This is a genomic window from Sphingobium soli (assembly GCF_020782245.1).
Classification (GTDB): Bacteria; Pseudomonadota; Alphaproteobacteria; order Sphingomonadales; family Sphingomonadaceae; genus Sphingobium; species Sphingobium soli.
This window is the reverse complement of record NZ_JAJGNP010000004.1, coordinates 70,887-85,988: the sequence shown is the minus strand read 5'-3', so window position 1 is coordinate 85,988 and position 15,102 is coordinate 70,887. Positions and strand designations below refer to the sequence as shown.

The 15,102-nt window shown below is 63.5% G+C and carries 15 protein-coding genes, 1 tRNA gene and 2 riboswitches; of the genes, 15 read left to right on the top strand and 1 reads right to left on the bottom strand.

What is annotated here, in order from left to right; all coding sequences use genetic code 11:
- Window positions 1–144: 144 nt before the first annotated feature.
- The 5 genes from LL253_RS06955 to cobO all read left to right on the top strand — a co-directional run bounded on the left by LL253_RS06955 (window position 145) and on the right by cobO (window position 4,951).
- Window positions 145–357 carry a hypothetical protein gene (locus LL253_RS06955; RefSeq protein WP_009821667.1) on the top strand — a complete coding sequence of 71 codons (213 nt, stop codon included), beginning with the start codon at window positions 145–147 and terminating at the stop codon, window positions 355–357.
- Window positions 358–555: 198 nt separating this feature from the next.
- A tRNA-Pro gene (locus LL253_RS06950) sits at window positions 556–632 on the top strand.
- 482 nt (window positions 633–1,114) lie between these two features.
- Window positions 1,115–3,148: a TonB-dependent siderophore receptor gene (locus LL253_RS06945; protein ID WP_009821668.1), complete on the top strand. Its 2,034-nt coding sequence runs from the start codon at window positions 1,115–1,117 to the stop codon at window positions 3,146–3,148.
- Window positions 3,149–3,169: 21 nt separating this feature from the next.
- Window positions 3,170–3,802, top strand: a complete 633-nt coding sequence (locus LL253_RS06940; RefSeq protein ID WP_228226693.1) for a DUF4198 domain-containing protein — start codon at window positions 3,170–3,172, stop codon at window positions 3,800–3,802.
- Between the two features lie 84 nt (window positions 3,803–3,886).
- Window positions 3,887–4,110: riboswitch (cobalamin riboswitch) on the top strand.
- A gap of 232 nt (window positions 4,111–4,342) precedes the next feature.
- Entirely contained in the window at window positions 4,343–4,951 is a 609-nt protein-coding gene (gene cobO / locus LL253_RS06935; protein ID WP_228226692.1) for a cob(I)yrinic acid a,c-diamide adenosyltransferase, read from the top strand.
- Here the strand turns inward: cobO and LL253_RS06930 are convergent.
- Window positions 4,948–5,814 carry an ABC transporter substrate-binding protein gene (locus LL253_RS06930; protein ID WP_228226691.1) on the bottom strand — a complete coding sequence of 289 codons (867 nt, stop codon included), beginning with the start codon at window positions 5,812–5,814 and terminating at the stop codon, window positions 4,948–4,950. The two genes, cobO and LL253_RS06930, sit on opposite strands and share 4 nt — an antisense overlap.
- A 41-nt stretch (window positions 5,815–5,855) precedes the next feature.
- Between LL253_RS06930 and LL253_RS06925 the strand changes: the two genes are divergently transcribed.
- The 10 genes from LL253_RS06925 (at window position 5,856) to cobU (ending at window position 15,096) form a co-directional block, all read left to right on the top strand.
- Window positions 5,856–6,860 carry a FecCD family ABC transporter permease gene (locus LL253_RS06925; protein WP_228226839.1) on the top strand — a complete coding sequence of 335 codons (1,005 nt, stop codon included), beginning with the start codon at window positions 5,856–5,858 and terminating at the stop codon, window positions 6,858–6,860.
- Window positions 6,854–7,630, top strand: a complete 777-nt coding sequence (locus LL253_RS06920; RefSeq protein ID WP_228226690.1) for an ABC transporter ATP-binding protein — start codon at window positions 6,854–6,856, stop codon at window positions 7,628–7,630. The genes LL253_RS06925 and LL253_RS06920 overlap by 7 nt, the downstream gene beginning before the upstream one ends.
- A gap of 46 nt (window positions 7,631–7,676) precedes the next feature.
- A riboswitch (cobalamin riboswitch) is annotated at window positions 7,677–7,862 on the top strand.
- Between the two features lie 144 nt (window positions 7,863–8,006).
- A complete protein-coding gene (locus LL253_RS06915) occupies window positions 8,007–9,950 on the top strand; it encodes a TonB-dependent receptor plug domain-containing protein (RefSeq protein WP_228226689.1) in 1,944 nt (647 codons plus the stop codon).
- A gap of 1 nt (window position 9,951) precedes the next feature.
- Entirely contained in the window at window positions 9,952–10,353 is a 402-nt protein-coding gene (locus tag LL253_RS06910; protein ID WP_009821675.1) for a DUF1636 domain-containing protein, read from the top strand.
- Window positions 10,350–11,366, top strand: a complete 1,017-nt coding sequence (gene cobT, locus LL253_RS06905) for a nicotinate-nucleotide--dimethylbenzimidazole phosphoribosyltransferase (protein ID WP_228226688.1) — start codon at window positions 10,350–10,352, stop codon at window positions 11,364–11,366. The genes LL253_RS06910 and cobT overlap by 4 nt, the downstream gene beginning before the upstream one ends.
- On the top strand, window positions 11,363–11,932 hold the full coding sequence (locus LL253_RS06900) for a histidine phosphatase family protein (protein WP_228226687.1): 570 nt from the start codon (window positions 11,363–11,365) through the stop codon (window positions 11,930–11,932). The genes cobT and LL253_RS06900 overlap by 4 nt, the downstream gene beginning before the upstream one ends.
- Entirely contained in the window at window positions 11,929–12,651 is a 723-nt protein-coding gene (locus tag LL253_RS06895; protein WP_228226686.1) for an adenosylcobinamide-GDP ribazoletransferase, read from the top strand. The genes LL253_RS06900 and LL253_RS06895 overlap by 4 nt, the downstream gene beginning before the upstream one ends.
- Window positions 12,648–13,625, top strand: a complete 978-nt coding sequence (locus tag LL253_RS06890) for an aminotransferase class I/II-fold pyridoxal phosphate-dependent enzyme (protein ID WP_228226685.1) — start codon at window positions 12,648–12,650, stop codon at window positions 13,623–13,625. The genes LL253_RS06895 and LL253_RS06890 overlap by 4 nt, the downstream gene beginning before the upstream one ends.
- On the top strand, window positions 13,579–14,556 hold the full coding sequence (cbiB, locus tag LL253_RS06885) for an adenosylcobinamide-phosphate synthase CbiB (RefSeq protein ID WP_407696086.1): 978 nt from the start codon (window positions 13,579–13,581) through the stop codon (window positions 14,554–14,556). Before LL253_RS06890 ends, cbiB begins: the two co-directional genes overlap by 47 nt.
- A 27-nt stretch (window positions 14,557–14,583) precedes the next feature.
- The gene (gene cobU / locus LL253_RS06880) at window positions 14,584–15,096 is read left to right on the top strand and encodes a bifunctional adenosylcobinamide kinase/adenosylcobinamide-phosphate guanylyltransferase (RefSeq protein ID WP_228226684.1); all 513 of its coding nucleotides are present in this window, start codon (window positions 14,584–14,586) and stop codon (window positions 15,094–15,096) included.
- Window positions 15,097–15,102: the final 6 nt, after the last annotated feature.

Sequence of the window (15,102 nt, the reverse complement as noted above, 5' to 3'; positions counted from 1 at the left end):
GACAACACCCCGTCGTGTGATTCTGCCACTTCACCGACTTAGAAAAGCATTGATTTGTGCAGCGCACACGTTAATGCGGGTCGCTCGCGTAGGGTCACTCTGTAACGTGCCAGACGCGGCATAATGCTATGGGAGCCGTACACAATGAAGAAGATCGCTGTTGTTTTCGCTTCGGCCAGCCTGATGGCCCTCGCCGCTTGCGGTGAGAAGCCGGCCAACGAGACCGCGAACGCTTCGAACGCTGTCGTCGAAAACGTTGTCGAGAACGCCATGAACGCTTCGGACAATGCGATGGACGCCGCGAATGTCGCCGACAACGCCGCGATGAACGCGATGAACGCTTCGAACGCGATGTAATCTTCGCATTAGCGAGATTTCAGAAAGGGCGGGTCCTTCGGGGCCCGCCCTTTTTCATGGCGTGATCCGGGCGTCGGGCGCGAAGCCGTGCCCTGGCAAATGTCGTCAAAGACATTCCGGTGAATTTTTCCCAACTGATGATCTTTCATGGAAGATCGATTGACGGACCGCTCGTTTCCCGGCTAGGGGCCACGCAGTCGGGGAGTGGCGCAGTCCGGTAGCGCGCCTGCTTTGGGAGCAGGATGTCGCAGGTTCGAATCCTGTCTCCCCGACCACTCACAGACACGCTGGTACGTCAGCTGTGCAGCCCAATGTCAGTCCCGATTTTAGCGAACAGTCTTTGGTGCCGCGCCTAGTCAGCGTTGCGGCACAGAATCCACCATCCACAACGGGCCACCGCCGGCCTCGAAGTAATAGCGGACGCGATGCTGCCCTCCCAGCGGGATCGTGAATGCGCATGCTTCCCAACCGGAACGCCAAAGTCGCTGTTTTCCGAATGTGCGCGGCTTCGGCATCCTCCAGCCTGCCGAGGAGCGGCATCTGCTAGACTCTCGCGATACAGGCGAAGAACGCGTCCGCCGGATTGACCGGCAGGAGGAAGCTTCGAGCTGCGCTGCAACGGCCATATTTTCATGGCTGCCCGACGATCCGGCCGACCCTGCTATTGCAACATAGTCTCAATAGCTATACTTGGCCCCTAGAGATTAAAGGGGACATCATGAATTTCATCCGTTTTTCGGCGCTATCCTCCGTGGCGATGGTGGCGGTAGCGACACCTGTCGGAAGCTACGCACAGACGCCGGACGATAGTAGCGTGGACGGCGACACGATCATGGTCACCGCCACCCAATATGCCGGCACCAAGACGGACACGCCGATCATTGAAACGCCGCAGCCCATCACTGTCATCGATGCGGACCGCTATTTGTCGCAGGGCGCGATCAGTATCAGCGATACCGTAAAATATGCCGCCGGGGTGCTCGCCAATCCCTATGGCCGGGACACGCGGGTCGATGGCTTCACCATTCGAGGCCTGGATGCCTTGCAGTTTCGCGACGGCATGCGGGACATCTTCTCTTATTATGCGTCGATCACGTCGGACCCCTATAATTTCTCCCGCGTCGAAATTTTGCGCGGTCCCGCTTCGGTCCTGTTCGGGCAGGGTTCGATTGGCGGCCTGGTGAACCTTGTGACGAAGACGCCGAATTTCACCACAGGCGGCGAAATAAACCTCGTCTACGGCAGCTATGATCGCAAGGAAGCGCTGGGCGACGTCAACTTCGCGATCGCCGACAACCTGGCTGTCCGGTTTGTCGGGCGGGCGCGCGACTCCAACACGTTCATCGATCATGTTCCCGACGACCGCGTCATGGTCGCGCCGTCGATCCGCTGGCAACCCACGCCGGACACCGACATCATTCTGACCGGCCTGTATCAGGAGGATGATACCGGATCGACGTCGCAATTCCTGCCGATCGTCGGGACATTCCTGCCCAATCGCGTGGCGGGCGCGCAACTGGATCGCGACACATTTGTCGGGAAGGCGGGCTGGGACCGCTATGCCGGTCGTTCCTTGCAGGGCGCGGCCTTCGTCACCCATGACTTCTCGGATCAGGTGAAACTCAGCCTCAAGGCGCGCTATATCGACAGCGACCTGGAATATAACACCCATTATGCCGACAGCTATTCCAATCCCCAGGACCCCTTCTCTGTTTATGGCACTGACGGGCGGACGATCGGGCTGACCGCCGATGCCAGCGATGCGCGGATGAATGTCTTTTCCACCGACAACAATCTGCTCTTTACGTTCAACACTGGCGCCAATCTTGAGCATAAACTGCTGGTCGGCATCGACTATAGCTGGAACAAGGTGGCAAAGCGCTATGCCGGCGGGACCGAGATCGTCGACCTGTACGACATCGATTATGCCGCCTTGAAAACCTACGATCCGACTGGCCCCTTTTTGGCCGACAGCCAGAAGCAGCTAGGTATCTATGTTCAGGACCAGATGCGCTTTTTCGATCGCGTTTCGATCGTGCTGGGCGCCCGGCGGGATCGGGTAACAGGGTCATCCGGGCAGAAGGACAATGCTACCACCTTTCGCGCCGGCATCATCGGCGAAATTGGGGCCGGCTTCTCCCCTTTCTTCAGCTATACCGAGAGCTTCCTGCCGGTCGCGGGCCGTATCGACAATGGCGACGGCACCTTTGGCGATCCCTATCGCCCGCAGACCGGTAGCCAATATGAGGCCGGCATCAAATGGCAGCCTGCGCCGGGGACGCTCGTCACGGCGACGGCGTTCAAGATCAAGGAGCGCAACCGTGTGCTCTACCTCGCCGCTGGCGGCACCGCGCAATCCGGGGAACTCAACACCAAAGGGTTCGAAGTCGAGGCCAGTCACACCCTGCCGGGCGATTTCGAGTTGCTGGCCAATTATGGTTATACGAAGCTCAAGTCGGAAACGAACACCAATCTCGATTATATGCCGCGCCACACCGCATCATTCTGGACGACCAAGACCTTTGGCTTGCCGGACGAAGCCCAGCTCCGGCTGGGCGGCGGCGTCGTCCACAGCGGCAAGAGCGTATCGACCAGCGCGATCTGGTCCATTGTCACGCCATCGCGGACGACTGTCGACGCCCTGGCGGAAATCAACTGGAACAGCTGGCGCTTCGCCGTCAACGCGACAAATCTGCTGAACAACCATTATTACGCGTCCTGCCTGGCGCGCGGCGACTGTTTCATCGGCGCGCCGCGCAATGTGATGGGCACGGTCGGATTCCGCTTCTGACGAATGACGAGGAGAGAGACGATGAAAGCATGGCCGCTCGCGCTGTTGGCGCTGATGACCCTGCCGGTGAGCGCGCAGGCGCATGAAATCTGGGTAGAGCGGGATGGCAATGGCCCTGCCCGCATCTATCTCGGCGAACCGGCCGAGGCCCTGCCCGAAGGCGGCGATCCGGAGTTCGAGAAGCTCAAGGCGCCCAAGCTGATCGGCGCAGCCAATGCGGCTCAGGTCCGCAAGGCTGGCTATGTCGAGGTCGCCGTGCCAGCGGGCGATGTCCGCGTTACCGACGACAGCGTGTTCGAACCCTGGGGCGAGGAGGGCAAGAAGCAAGGCGTGATCTATTATGCGCGTGCCGGCCGATCGGACACGAAGGCGGTGCTGCCGCTGGAAATCGTCCCGACGGCTGCGGGCGCGAATAGCTTTACGCTGATGCGTGAGGGTAAACCGGTCCCTGCCGCCAAGCTGCTGGCAATTTCGCCCGACAAATGGTCGAAGAGCTTCACCACGGACGGCCAAGGCCGGGTATCCCTGCCCATTTCCCTCAAGGGTCGCTATATCCTGAGCGCTACCCAGGAAGAGACGGGCGACTTGAAGCTGCGCGGTGCGCCGGTGTCCACAATCTACCATATGACGACCACCAGCTTCGTCCACGACTGATAGCGAAACAGAGGTGCGGCCTTGCGCCCGATTGCCAAGGTCGCGCCGTCCGCGCTATGGCGCGGGCGCGGACTCGCGAGATGTCCGTCAAAGATCGCGCTGGTGCCCGTCATGGGCTTAATAGGGAATATGGTGCGGCCGCGCCTTGGAGTGGCCAACGCCATGGCTGTCCCTGCAACTGTAAGCAGTGAGCGCGTCGCACGGGTTCCGGCCATTGCCGGAACGGCCACTGGACATATGCGTCCGGGAAGGCGTGCGACGGGCGATGACCTGCGAGCCAGGAGACCTGCCGGCGTGGGTCGCTCTTGCCCTTGGTCCAGGGAATGACCGGGGCGCGGCATGTCCGGCGAGCGACGACCAGGCGGCAGGGGTCGCCACGGCAGGCTGGTCGCCCGGCGTCCTGACGCGGACGCCCGGCCCGCCCGACGGTCGATCGCGCCGCGTATCGACAGATCCCTTGCCTTCGTTGCACATGCGTCGAGGACATGGGGATATGAGGTCGATCATCAGCATTTGCTCAGCCATGACAGGCTCAGTTCAGTGAAAGCGCGCACCGACGCAGAGCATCAGGAGAAGATGCGCAAGCTCAAGGTCGCTCAGGACAAGAAGATCGCGTCCAAGACGATCGAAAAGGGCCTGGTCATTGTCCATACCGGCACTGGCAAGGGCAAGACCTCCGCTGCGCTCGGCATGGTGGTCCGCGCCATCGGCCATGGCATGAAGGTCGGTGTCATCCAGTTCGTGAAGGGGGCGATGCAGACCGGCGAAAAGGCGGTATTCGATCGCTTTCCCGATCTCGTCGAATTCAGGCCGATGGGTGAAGGCTTTACCTGGGACACGCAGGACCGCAGCCGTGACATCGCGGTTGCGCGCGCTGCTTGGGATGAAGTGAAGCGGATGATCGCCGATCCATCCTATCAGATGGTTGTCGCCGACGAACTCAACATCGTGCTGCGATACGACTATCTCCCCCTTGACGAGGTTCTGGCCGCACTGGAGGACAAGCCTGAGATGACGCATGTCATCATCACCGGCCGCAACGCGCCTCAGACCCTGATCGACGCGGCGGACCTCGTCACCGACATGACGCAGGTCAAACACCCTTTCCGCGAACAGAATGTAAAAGCGCAGCGAGGCATTGAATTTTAATGATGCTGCGCGTCGAACCGGGCGATTTGCGCCGACATGCTATGCGCGGCACGGACATAGGCAGCGCTACCGCACACTGTCCAGGCCTGTGGAATGCTGATGCGGGGAATGTCCCGCAGCGCCGGGTGATGCAGCATTTCGCTGCCCTGATCCGTCACCTTATCCGTCGCGCTTTCGACGATCAGGAAATCGGGGCGGGCCGCCACCATCTCTTCCAGGCTGACCTGCGCAAGCGCCGGCTTGCCCAGTTTCGCCGCCAGATTGGTGAGGCCCATCCGTTCCATCAGGTCGTCCACCAGCGTGCCGGTGCCCGTCATATAACCTCGTCGCTGATAATAGGCCGCAATCCGCCCGCGCCCCGTTTTCTTCAAGTTGGCCAGATCGCGTTGCATGGCCGCGATCATACGCCTTCCGCGTTCCGGATGGCCGACGGCCGCGGCGGTTTCCCCGATTGCGTCGTAAATATCAGCCAGCCGGTCCGCACTTTTAAGGTTCAGCGTCCGATAATCATGCCCCTTGAGCGCCGCCAGCGCCATGCTGCGGCTGGCGGGCATGCCCACGACCAGATCGGGATCGATCGCCAATATATGCTCGGCCGAACTGCTGAGCAGCGGCAGGCCTTGCGCCCGGGTCGCCTCGGCCGACATTTCCCGGTCGGCGGCGTTGCGGGTCAGGCCGGCAATCTGGTTCCGGTCCGCCAGCGCCAGCACAAGCTGATCGGCACACAGATTCACCGACACGATCCGCTTGGGCGTATGGCCGGTCGATCGGCCGGCGACGGCGTTCGACGCCCAAATGGCGGAACCAGCGGCGGTCGCGAGCAGGCAGAGGACGGAAACCGGAATAAGAGCCTTGTGCATCATGCCAAGTGCCATAGTCGTCACATCACGGCCGGCCAATGGTAATGATGATCCATAATCTACGGGGCCGCATGCTCCTGCTGGGCGGGCTGACCCTGTTGATGGCCGTTGCGGCATTCGGGTCCCTGTTGCTGGGCGCTGTCCCGCTGCCGCTGCACCGCATCCTCGCGGCACTGGCCGGACATGGCGATAGCGTCACCCGCACGATCCTGTTCGACCTGCGCATCCCGCGCACGCTGCTGGGCCTAGCGGTCGGCGCGATGCTGGGCCTCTCGGGCGCTTCGCTCCAGGGCTTCCTCCGCAACCCGCTGGCTGAACCATCGGTGCTGGGCACGTCGAGCGCGGCGGCCCTGGGTGCGGTCGGCGCGCTTTATTTCGGTTTCGCACAGCTTCACGCGCTAATGCTGCCAGCAATGGCGATCGGCTCCGCCTGTCTTTCGCTGGTCCTGCTCTTCTTTCTGGCGGGGCGGTCGGAAAGTTCGCTGACCCTGATCCTGGCAGGGATAGCCGTCGCCACCCTGGCGCAGGCGGGCATCAGCCTGGCGCTTAACCTGTCCCCCAATCCCTTCGCCGCCATGGAGATCATGACCTGGTTGCTCGGCAGCCTGGAGAACCGGTCCTTCGACCATCTCTGGATCGCCCTGCCTTGCATCGCCATCGGCATTGTCCTGCTGATATGGGATGGGCGCGCACTCGATGCGCTGACGTTGGGCGAAGACGGCGCCATTGCGCTGGGGGTCGACCTTCGCCGCACACGCCTGCGGCTGATGCTGGGCACCGCAATCGGCGTGGGTGGCGCGGTGGCGGTATCGGGAACGATCGGCTTCATCGGCCTTATCGTCCCGCACCTCATAAGGCCGCTGACCGATCGCAGCCCTTCGGCTATCCTGCTGCCCTCGGCACTGGGAGGGGCGGCATTGCTGACCCTGTCCGACATCGCCGTGCGCTTGATCCCGACGACCAGCGAATTGAAGCTGGGCGTCGTCACGGCGTTCCTGGGCATCCCCATCTTTCTTCTCCACCTTTTGCGGGAGCGGCGGCTATGGTGATGCTCACGCTGAGAGGCGTCGGCGTGACGCTTGGCCGTCGCACGGTGCTGCGGGATATCGACGCCTCCCTGACAGCGGGAATGCTGGTCGGCGTCGTCGGCCCCAACGGCGCCGGCAAATCGACACTGGCGCGCGCGATCATGGCGCTGGTCCCCTCCCGCGGAGAAATCGCGCTGGACGGCCGGACGGTGAGCACGCTTCGGCGGCCGGACCTCGCCAGGCAGATCGCCTATCTGCCGCAGGGACAGACATTGCATTGGCCCCTTACCGTCGAACGCCTGGTGGGCCTTGGCCGGCTGCCGCATCTCGGTCCCATGTCGCGCCTTGGCGATGCGGACGCCGCCGCGATCGAGACCGCGATCCTCCGTGCCGATGTTGCCGACCTTCGGCACCGCGTCGCCACGCAATTGTCCGGGGGGGAGCGCGCCCGGGTGATGCTCGCGCGTGCGCTCGCCATCGAAGCCCCGGCCCTGATCGCGGATGAACCGCTCGCCAGCCTTGATCCGGGGCACCAGATCGATGTCATGGACCTGCTGCGCGATCAGGCCCGTCAGGGAGCTTTGGTCATCGCGGTGCTGCACGACCTCACGATGGCGGCGCGCTATTGTGATCGGCTGATCCTGATCGATGAGGGACGTCTGATCGCTGACGGCAGTCCTCAGCAAGTGCTGACGCCGGATCACCTGGCCATGGTCTATGGCATAGACGCGCGGGTGGACATGGAAGGCGCCTGGCCCAGCATCATCCCCATGGGCCGGCGTCACCTGTAGAATTTTGCTCTCGCGAAACGATTGACGGCTTGCCACCATCCGATGTAACGGCCGCGCTGCGACAGGTTCCCCGGCGACGGGGATGAAAATGGGAACGGATAACATCCGGCTGCCCCTGCAACTGTATGCGGTGAGTCATCGGCCATATGCCATTGGAAGCGCAGCTTCCGAGAAGGCGACCGACCGGCGTTGACCCGCAAGCCAGGAGACCTGCCCGTCGCCGTCGTCTTTCGCGCGGACAGGGTGAGCCGGGCGGACGGGGGTAAACCCGCATGACGACAGGAAGCGTCGCGCTTTGCGCGGGCGATGTCGTTTGTCCTTTTTGCAAGGGACGGCATGGCCCGCATGCGCGCGGCTCGTGTCAAAGGGGGTTACCATGCAGAGCCTGTTGCTCAAGAATTCCGTTGCTTTCGTCGCATTGTCCATCGCCTTTCCGGCTCTGGCGCAGGCGCCTGAGGAAATGTTTGACGATAGTGGTATCGTCGTCACCGCCACCCGGACGCCCACGCCACTCGATCAGGTGCCCGCTTCAATCACGGTGCTCGACAAGGCCACGATTGACCGGGCGCAGGATATCGGCGCAACCGAATTGCTGTTGCGCACGCCCGGCATCAGCATGTCGCGCAATGGTGGCTATGGCACCGCCACCTCGCTGCGCATTCGCGGCGCGGAATCCGAACAGACCGTCGTTGTCATCGATGGGGTGAAGCTCAATGATCCGTCCTCGACTGGCGGCGGCTATAATTTCGCCAATCTGCTGATCGGCGATGCGCAGCGGATCGAGGTCCTGCGCGGCCCACAATCGACGCTTTGGGGCAGCCAGGCGATTGGCGGCGTGGTCAACATCGTCACCGCCAGTCCACAGGCCCCGATCGAGGGCAGCTTCGACATCGAAGGGGGATCGCGCGATACCGTCAGCGCCCGCGCCGCACTGGGCGGCGTGTCCGGTCCGCTCAGCTGGCGGATCGGTGGCCAGTCCTTCACCACCGAAGGCATCTCGGCTATCGCGCCGGCCTTTGGCGGCGGCGAGCGGGATGGCTACACCAACCGCAATGTCGCCGGTCGGGCGGAACTGGCGCTGGGCGCCAACGCCAGCATAGACCTGCGCGGCTATTATTCGACAGGCCGGGTGGAGATTGACGGGTTCAGCGGCGACGCGCCCGATTACAGCCATAATCGCGAGTTTGTCGGCTATGCCGGCCTCAATTTCGCTCTGCTCGACGGACGGTTGCGCAACCGCATTGCCTATAATTATACCGACACCGATCGCGACAGCTACAGCCCGGAACTTGAACGGCCCCTGAGCTTCGAGGCGGCCGGCAAGAACCGCCGGTTCGAATATCAGGGCATCTTCGACCTGTCCGATCGCATTTCCGCGACCTTCGGCGTGGAAAATGAGCGGTCGCGCTTCAAAAGCCGGTCGCCGTCCGGCTCCCTGGCCGATCCGCTCCCCGACTTTGTCAGGGGCAAGGCGGAAATAACCAGCGTCTATGGCCAACTGACCGTCCGCCCGCTCGATGGCCTCACCATCAATGGCGGCGTGCGCCATGACGATCATAATCGCTATGGCGGACGCACGCTTTTTTCGGCGGGCGGCATCTGGACCCTGCCCAGCGGGACAACGCTGCGCGCCAGCTATGGTGAAGGGTTCAAGGCCCCGTCCCTCTACCAGCTGTTCAGCGAATATGGGAATGTGAACCTCGACCCTGAACGTGCTCATGGTTGGGAAGCGGGCGCGCAGCAGGCGTTCTTCGGGGACATGCTGACGATCGGCGCGACCTATTTCGAGCGGACAACGACCGGGCAGATCATCTATAATGGCTGCGACGTCGGCACCACCGATCCGCTTTGCGTCGTGCCCGGCACCGACACGCCGCGCTGGGGCTATTATCTGAACGTGGCCCGTGCAGAAGCGCATGGCGTCGAAGCGGATGCGGCGTTTCGCCTCGGCGGATTGACGCTGGATGGCAATTATAGTTGGACCGTGGCGGAGGATCGCTCCGCCGGCACTGCCAATGAAGGCAACTGGCTGCCCCGTCGCCCGCGCCATCTGGCCAATGCGTCCCTATCCTATGACTTCGCCTTTGGTCTGACGCTGGGCTCTGCGGTGCGCTGGGCGGGTAAAAGCTATGACAACGCCTCCAACGCTACGCGGCTCGACGATTATACGCTGGTCGACCTGCGGGCGGAATATCGGCTGAGCGACAGCCTCCGGCTGTTCGCGCGGGCGGAGAATGTCTTCGACGAACAGTATATGACGGCGTATCGCTACGGCACTCTGGGCCGCAGCATCTATGCCGGGATCAGAGGCCGTTTCTGACATGCTGACCCCGGTCGATCCCGGTCCAGCCGTGGTGGCGTGCAGCAGTTGCCGCCGCCCCGGCAGCCCGGCGTCGGGCGAGCCGCGCGATGGCGCGCGGCTCGTCGCGGCGCTGGATCGGGTGCAGGCGAGCGATCCGGCCTATCGGGACATCGCCATTCAGTCGATGCCCTGCCTGTTTGCCTGCGGTGATGGCTGCACGGTCCATCTGCGCGCGCCCGGCAAGATGGGCTATGTTCTGGGTCGGTTCGAGCCCGATGAGGACGCCGCGCGCGCGATCCTGGATTATGCGCTGAACCATGCGGCCAGCGCCGAAGGACAGGTGCCCTACGCCCTGTGGCCGCAAGGTGTGAAGGGCCATTTCCTGGTGCGCGTTCCTCCGGCAGGATATGTAGCGACATGACTGGCTTTTCCACCATCACAGCATTCGAACACGCCCTTGCCGATTTACCCGCCGCCGATCCAAAAGCGCAGGCAGCGGCACGTGCCCGGCAAGCGGAACTGACGAAACCGGCGGGATCGCTCGGCCGGCTGGAGGAGATCGCGGTCTTCTTCGCGGGCTGGCAGAAACGGGAACGGCCCCGTATCGACACCGCCCGCGCCGTCGTCTTTGCCGGCAATCATGGCGTCACCGCACAGGGGGTCAGTGCCTTTCCCGCCAGCGTCACCGCCCAGATGGTGAGCAATTTTGAAAGCGGCGGCGCGGCCATCAACGCCCTGACCCGCGCGGCCGGTCTTGACCTTCATGTCGTGCCCATCGATCTTGACCGGCCGACGCAGGATTTCTCGCTGGCGCCGGCCATGTCCGTCGACGAATGCCTGTCCGCGCTCAGTATCGGCGCGGCTCAAGTGGACGCCAATCTCGACATGATCGTGCTCGGCGAAATGGGCATCGGCAATTCGACGGCCGCAGCCGCCCTGTGCGCGCGCAGTTTTGGTGAGGCCGCTGCGGCATGGACCGGCCCAGGCACCGGCGTGGATGGCGCAGGCGTTCAGCGCAAGATCGCGGTCATCGATCGCGCGCTCGCCTTGCATGGCAAGGTGCCCCGTTCCGCCTTTGAAACTTTGCGCCATGTCGGTGGCCGGGAAATCGCCGCCATGGCCGGCGCGATGCTGCGCGCACGCCAACTTGGCGTGCCCGTCATCCTCGATGGTTTTATCTGTTGCGCAGCGCTTGCCCCTTTGGCGGTCGATAATCCAGCCATTACCGATCATTGCATCGCGGGCCATTGTTCGGCCGAACCGGGGCACGCCCGACTTCTCGACCGGCTGGGGCTCGATCCCCTGCTGTCCCTTGGCATGCGTCTGGGCGAAGGTAGCGGCGCGGCAGTGGCGACCCATATCGTCCGGTCCGCGCTTGCCGCCCATGCCGAGATGGCAACCTTCGCCGAAGCCTTCGTTTCGGATAGGCAATGAGTGGCTATCGCCTGCATCTTCTTCGCCACGGTGAGCCGGTTCAGCCGGGCCTGATGCTTGGCCGTACGGATATGGCGCCGACGCCGGAAGGGATCGACCAGTGCCTGCGTCAGGCGCGGGGCCTGGACGTCGATCAGTTGATCGCTTCGCACCTGGAGCGATGCCGCCTTCCCGCTGAAGCCATTGGCGCGGAGCAGGATATGACCCCGGCGCTGGACCCACGCTGGCGTGAACTGGATTTTGGAGATTGGGACGGACGCGCCGCCGCCGACCTCGATGCCGAGGCGTTGGGCCGGTTCTGGGCAGATCCGGACACAAGTCCGCCCCCCGGAGGGGAGCGCTGGTCCGATCTGGTCGATCGCATTTCCGCCGCGCTGTCAGGCCTCACGCCACGGCCTACCCTCATCCTGACGCATGGTGGGCCAATGCGCGCGGCCCTCCATCTGCTATGCGGGTTCGATATGAGCCAACTCTGGTCGTTCGATCTGCCTTATGGCGCGTTGCTGTCGTTTCAGGTCTGGCCCGGCGAACAGCCATCAGCCCAGTTGACCGGTTTGGGGCGATGAGGCGCCTCATCCTCGCCTTTCAGTTTCTCACGCGCCTTCCCTTGCCCGCCGTCGCTGCACAGGCCGATGACTTTGCCGCCTCGATCCGATGGTTCCCTGCTGTCGGGATCGTGATTGGCCTGCTGGTCACGGCGGCGGCCTGGGCCGGGACAATGATAGGCGACTGGGTTGGGGCATTGGCGGCGCTGGCCGTCTGGACGTGGATCACCGGCGCGCTGCATCTGGATGGGCTGGGCGATATTGCCGATGCGGCCGGTGCGGCGCACAAGGGCAAGGATGACATTCTGGCAGTGCTGCGCGATCCGCATGCCGGCAGTTTCGCCATCGTTGCGATCATGATGCAGCTGATCGCAAAGCTGGTCCTGCTCCATCATCTTATCATGACGGACGCGCTGTTCGCCCTGGCCCCCATTCCCTTTGCCGCCCGTATCGCACCGCTTTGCTGGGCGCGCTGGTTGCCGCCGCTCCATGAAGGGCTGGGGTCGCGCTTTCGTCATGCCGTGCGGACGATCGACCTGATCGTCTGGGCTTTGGTCCTGATCGCAACCACGGTGATGCTGTCGCTTTCGCTGTCGCTCCTTCCATTTGCGACGCTGGTCTGGGGGCTGTGGATCAGGCGGCGCATCGGGGGCATTTCAGGCGATGGCCATGGCGCTGGCATCGAACTCACCGAGACAGCCCTGCTGCTGGCCGCGGCCATCGCCAGCGCCCTGACATGAGCAGCCCCTTTGTCTGGCACGGCGGCGCTTTGGAAGCGGCCAAGCGGGCATTTGGCGGTGATGCGCCGTGGATGGACCTGTCCACCGGCATCAATCCCGATCCATGGCCCGGTGCGGCACCAGATTCTTTCGATTGGGCACGTCTGCCCGAAATGTCGGCCCTCAAGGAACTGGAGCAAGTCGCCGCGGCCTATTTCGGCGTCGCGCCCGTCCATGTCTGCGCCGTTCCCGGCACCGAAATCGGGATGCGGCTGGTAGGCCGGATGCTCGGCGGCCCGGCCCATCATGTCGAACCCGGCTATCGCACCCATGCCGAAATGATCGCCGGCAGCATTCCCGCAGCAGCGCATGATGCGAGCGGGACATCAACCACGCTGATATTGGCCAACCCCAACAACCCGGATGGTCGGACGATCGCGCCCGCCGAGATGGATGGCTTGCTCAGGAAACGATCCGATACCAGCTGGCTGCTGATCGACGAAGCCTTTGCTGACGTCGATCCCCGCATCAGCATGGCAAGCGACGTGCGCGACACGGCGCGGCTGGTCATCTTCCGGTCCTTCGGCAAATTTTTCGGATTGGCCGGCGTTCGTCTCGGCTTCGTCCTTGGCCCACGGATCATCATCGACCCGTTGCGCAGCCTGCTGGGGGCCTGGCCCCTGTCAGCCGCCGCGCTGGCGATCGGGACCGCAGCCTACCAGGATCATGCATGGATTGCGCGGACGCGGCTGGGTCTGTTCGACGCCGCTGCTACACTCGACGCCCTGTTGACCGACCACGGATATTCCCCGATCGGCGCCTGCCCGCTGTTTCGCCTGATCGAGGTCGATGACGCCCATGCGCTGTTCGACCAACTTGCCCGGCAGGCGATATTGACGCGCCCCTTTGCTGATCGCCGCCATTGGCTCCGCATAGGATTGCCGCGTGATGCAGCATCGTTCGACCGGCTGGACCGGGCATTGCGTCATGGTTGAATCGGCCGCGATGATCGCCTTGATTGTGGATGCGGCTGTGGGTTGGCCCGATCGCCTCTATCGCGGCATCGGCCATCCGATCGGCCTATTTGCGCGCGCGATCGACGGCTGCGAACGACGGTGGAACCGGCCATCCTTCACTTTTAGCGCGCGCCGCGCATTGGGGCTTGCGACCCTGGTCCTGCTGCTCGGCGTGGTGATCGGCGTCACGGCCGCATTGACGCTGATGATCGAGTATCTGATGGCCGACTTCGCGTGGATCGGCTTTGGCATCCTGGCATGGCCTGCGCTCGCGCAACGCAGTCTGTTCCAGCATGTTCGCCCGGTCGCCGCCGCCCTCCATTCCAGGGACCTGCCCGTCGCGCGGCAGTCCGTGAGCGCGATCGTCGGTCGAGACACCGGCGCGTTGGATGAGGCCGGTATTTCCCGCGCCGCCATCGAAAGCCTGGCGGAAAGCCTTTGCGACGGGGTCGTCGCGCCACTTTTCTGGCTGCTGCTGCTGGGCCTTCCGGGCGTTTGGACCTATAAGGCTATCAATACTGCGGATAGCCTGATCGGCCATAAGGAAGAGCGCTGGCGCGCGTTCGGCTGGTCGGCGGCGCGGCTGGACGATGTGGCGAACCTTATCCCTGCGCGCCTTTCCGCGCTGCTGCTGTGCATGGCAGGCGGAGGCGGCTGGCGCATGGCATGGCGCGACGCGGGCAAGCATGCTTCACCCAATGCCGGCTGGCCCGAAGCGGCGATGGCCGGCATATTGGACGTTCGGCTGGCGGGCCCCGTCGCCTATGATGGCGTCCAGCATGACAAGCCATGGATCAACGCGGAGGGGCGATCCGCGGGCGCCATCGACATCGATCATGCGCTGCGCCTCTATATCCGCGCCTGCTTCCTGTTATGGGTGGTCACCGCCCTGACAATCTGGCCGCTCTGATCTGCAACCAGGAACCAACCGTACGCTATGACCCGTCACCGTCTCCTGTGCCTAGGCGGCGCGCGTTCAGGCAAAAGCCGCTACGCACAGCAGCGCGCCGAAGCAGCGGTTGGCGCGCCGGTTTTCATCGCCACTGCCCAAGCGTTCGATGATGAAATGCATGCACGCATCGCCCGTCATCGCGCCGACCGGGACGCGCGCTGGGACTGCATCGAAGCGCCGCTCGCCCTTGCCCCAACGATCGACGCCCTGTCCGGCCAAGGCAAGGTCGTGCTCGTCGATTGCCTGACGCTCTGGCTGTCCAACCTCGTGCTGGCTGACAGGCCGATCGAGGCCGAGATGTCGAGCCTCACGCAAGCCATGGATCGCTTTGACGGCACGATCATTCTGGTCGCTAATGAGGTGGGCTGGGGCATCGTTCCCGACAATGCGCTTGCCAGGCGATTTCGCGACCATGCCGGTCGTCTGAACCAGGCGATGGCGACCATCTGCGACGAAGTGACCCTCATCGTCGCGGGCCTTCCCCTCTGCTTGAAATGAATGCAC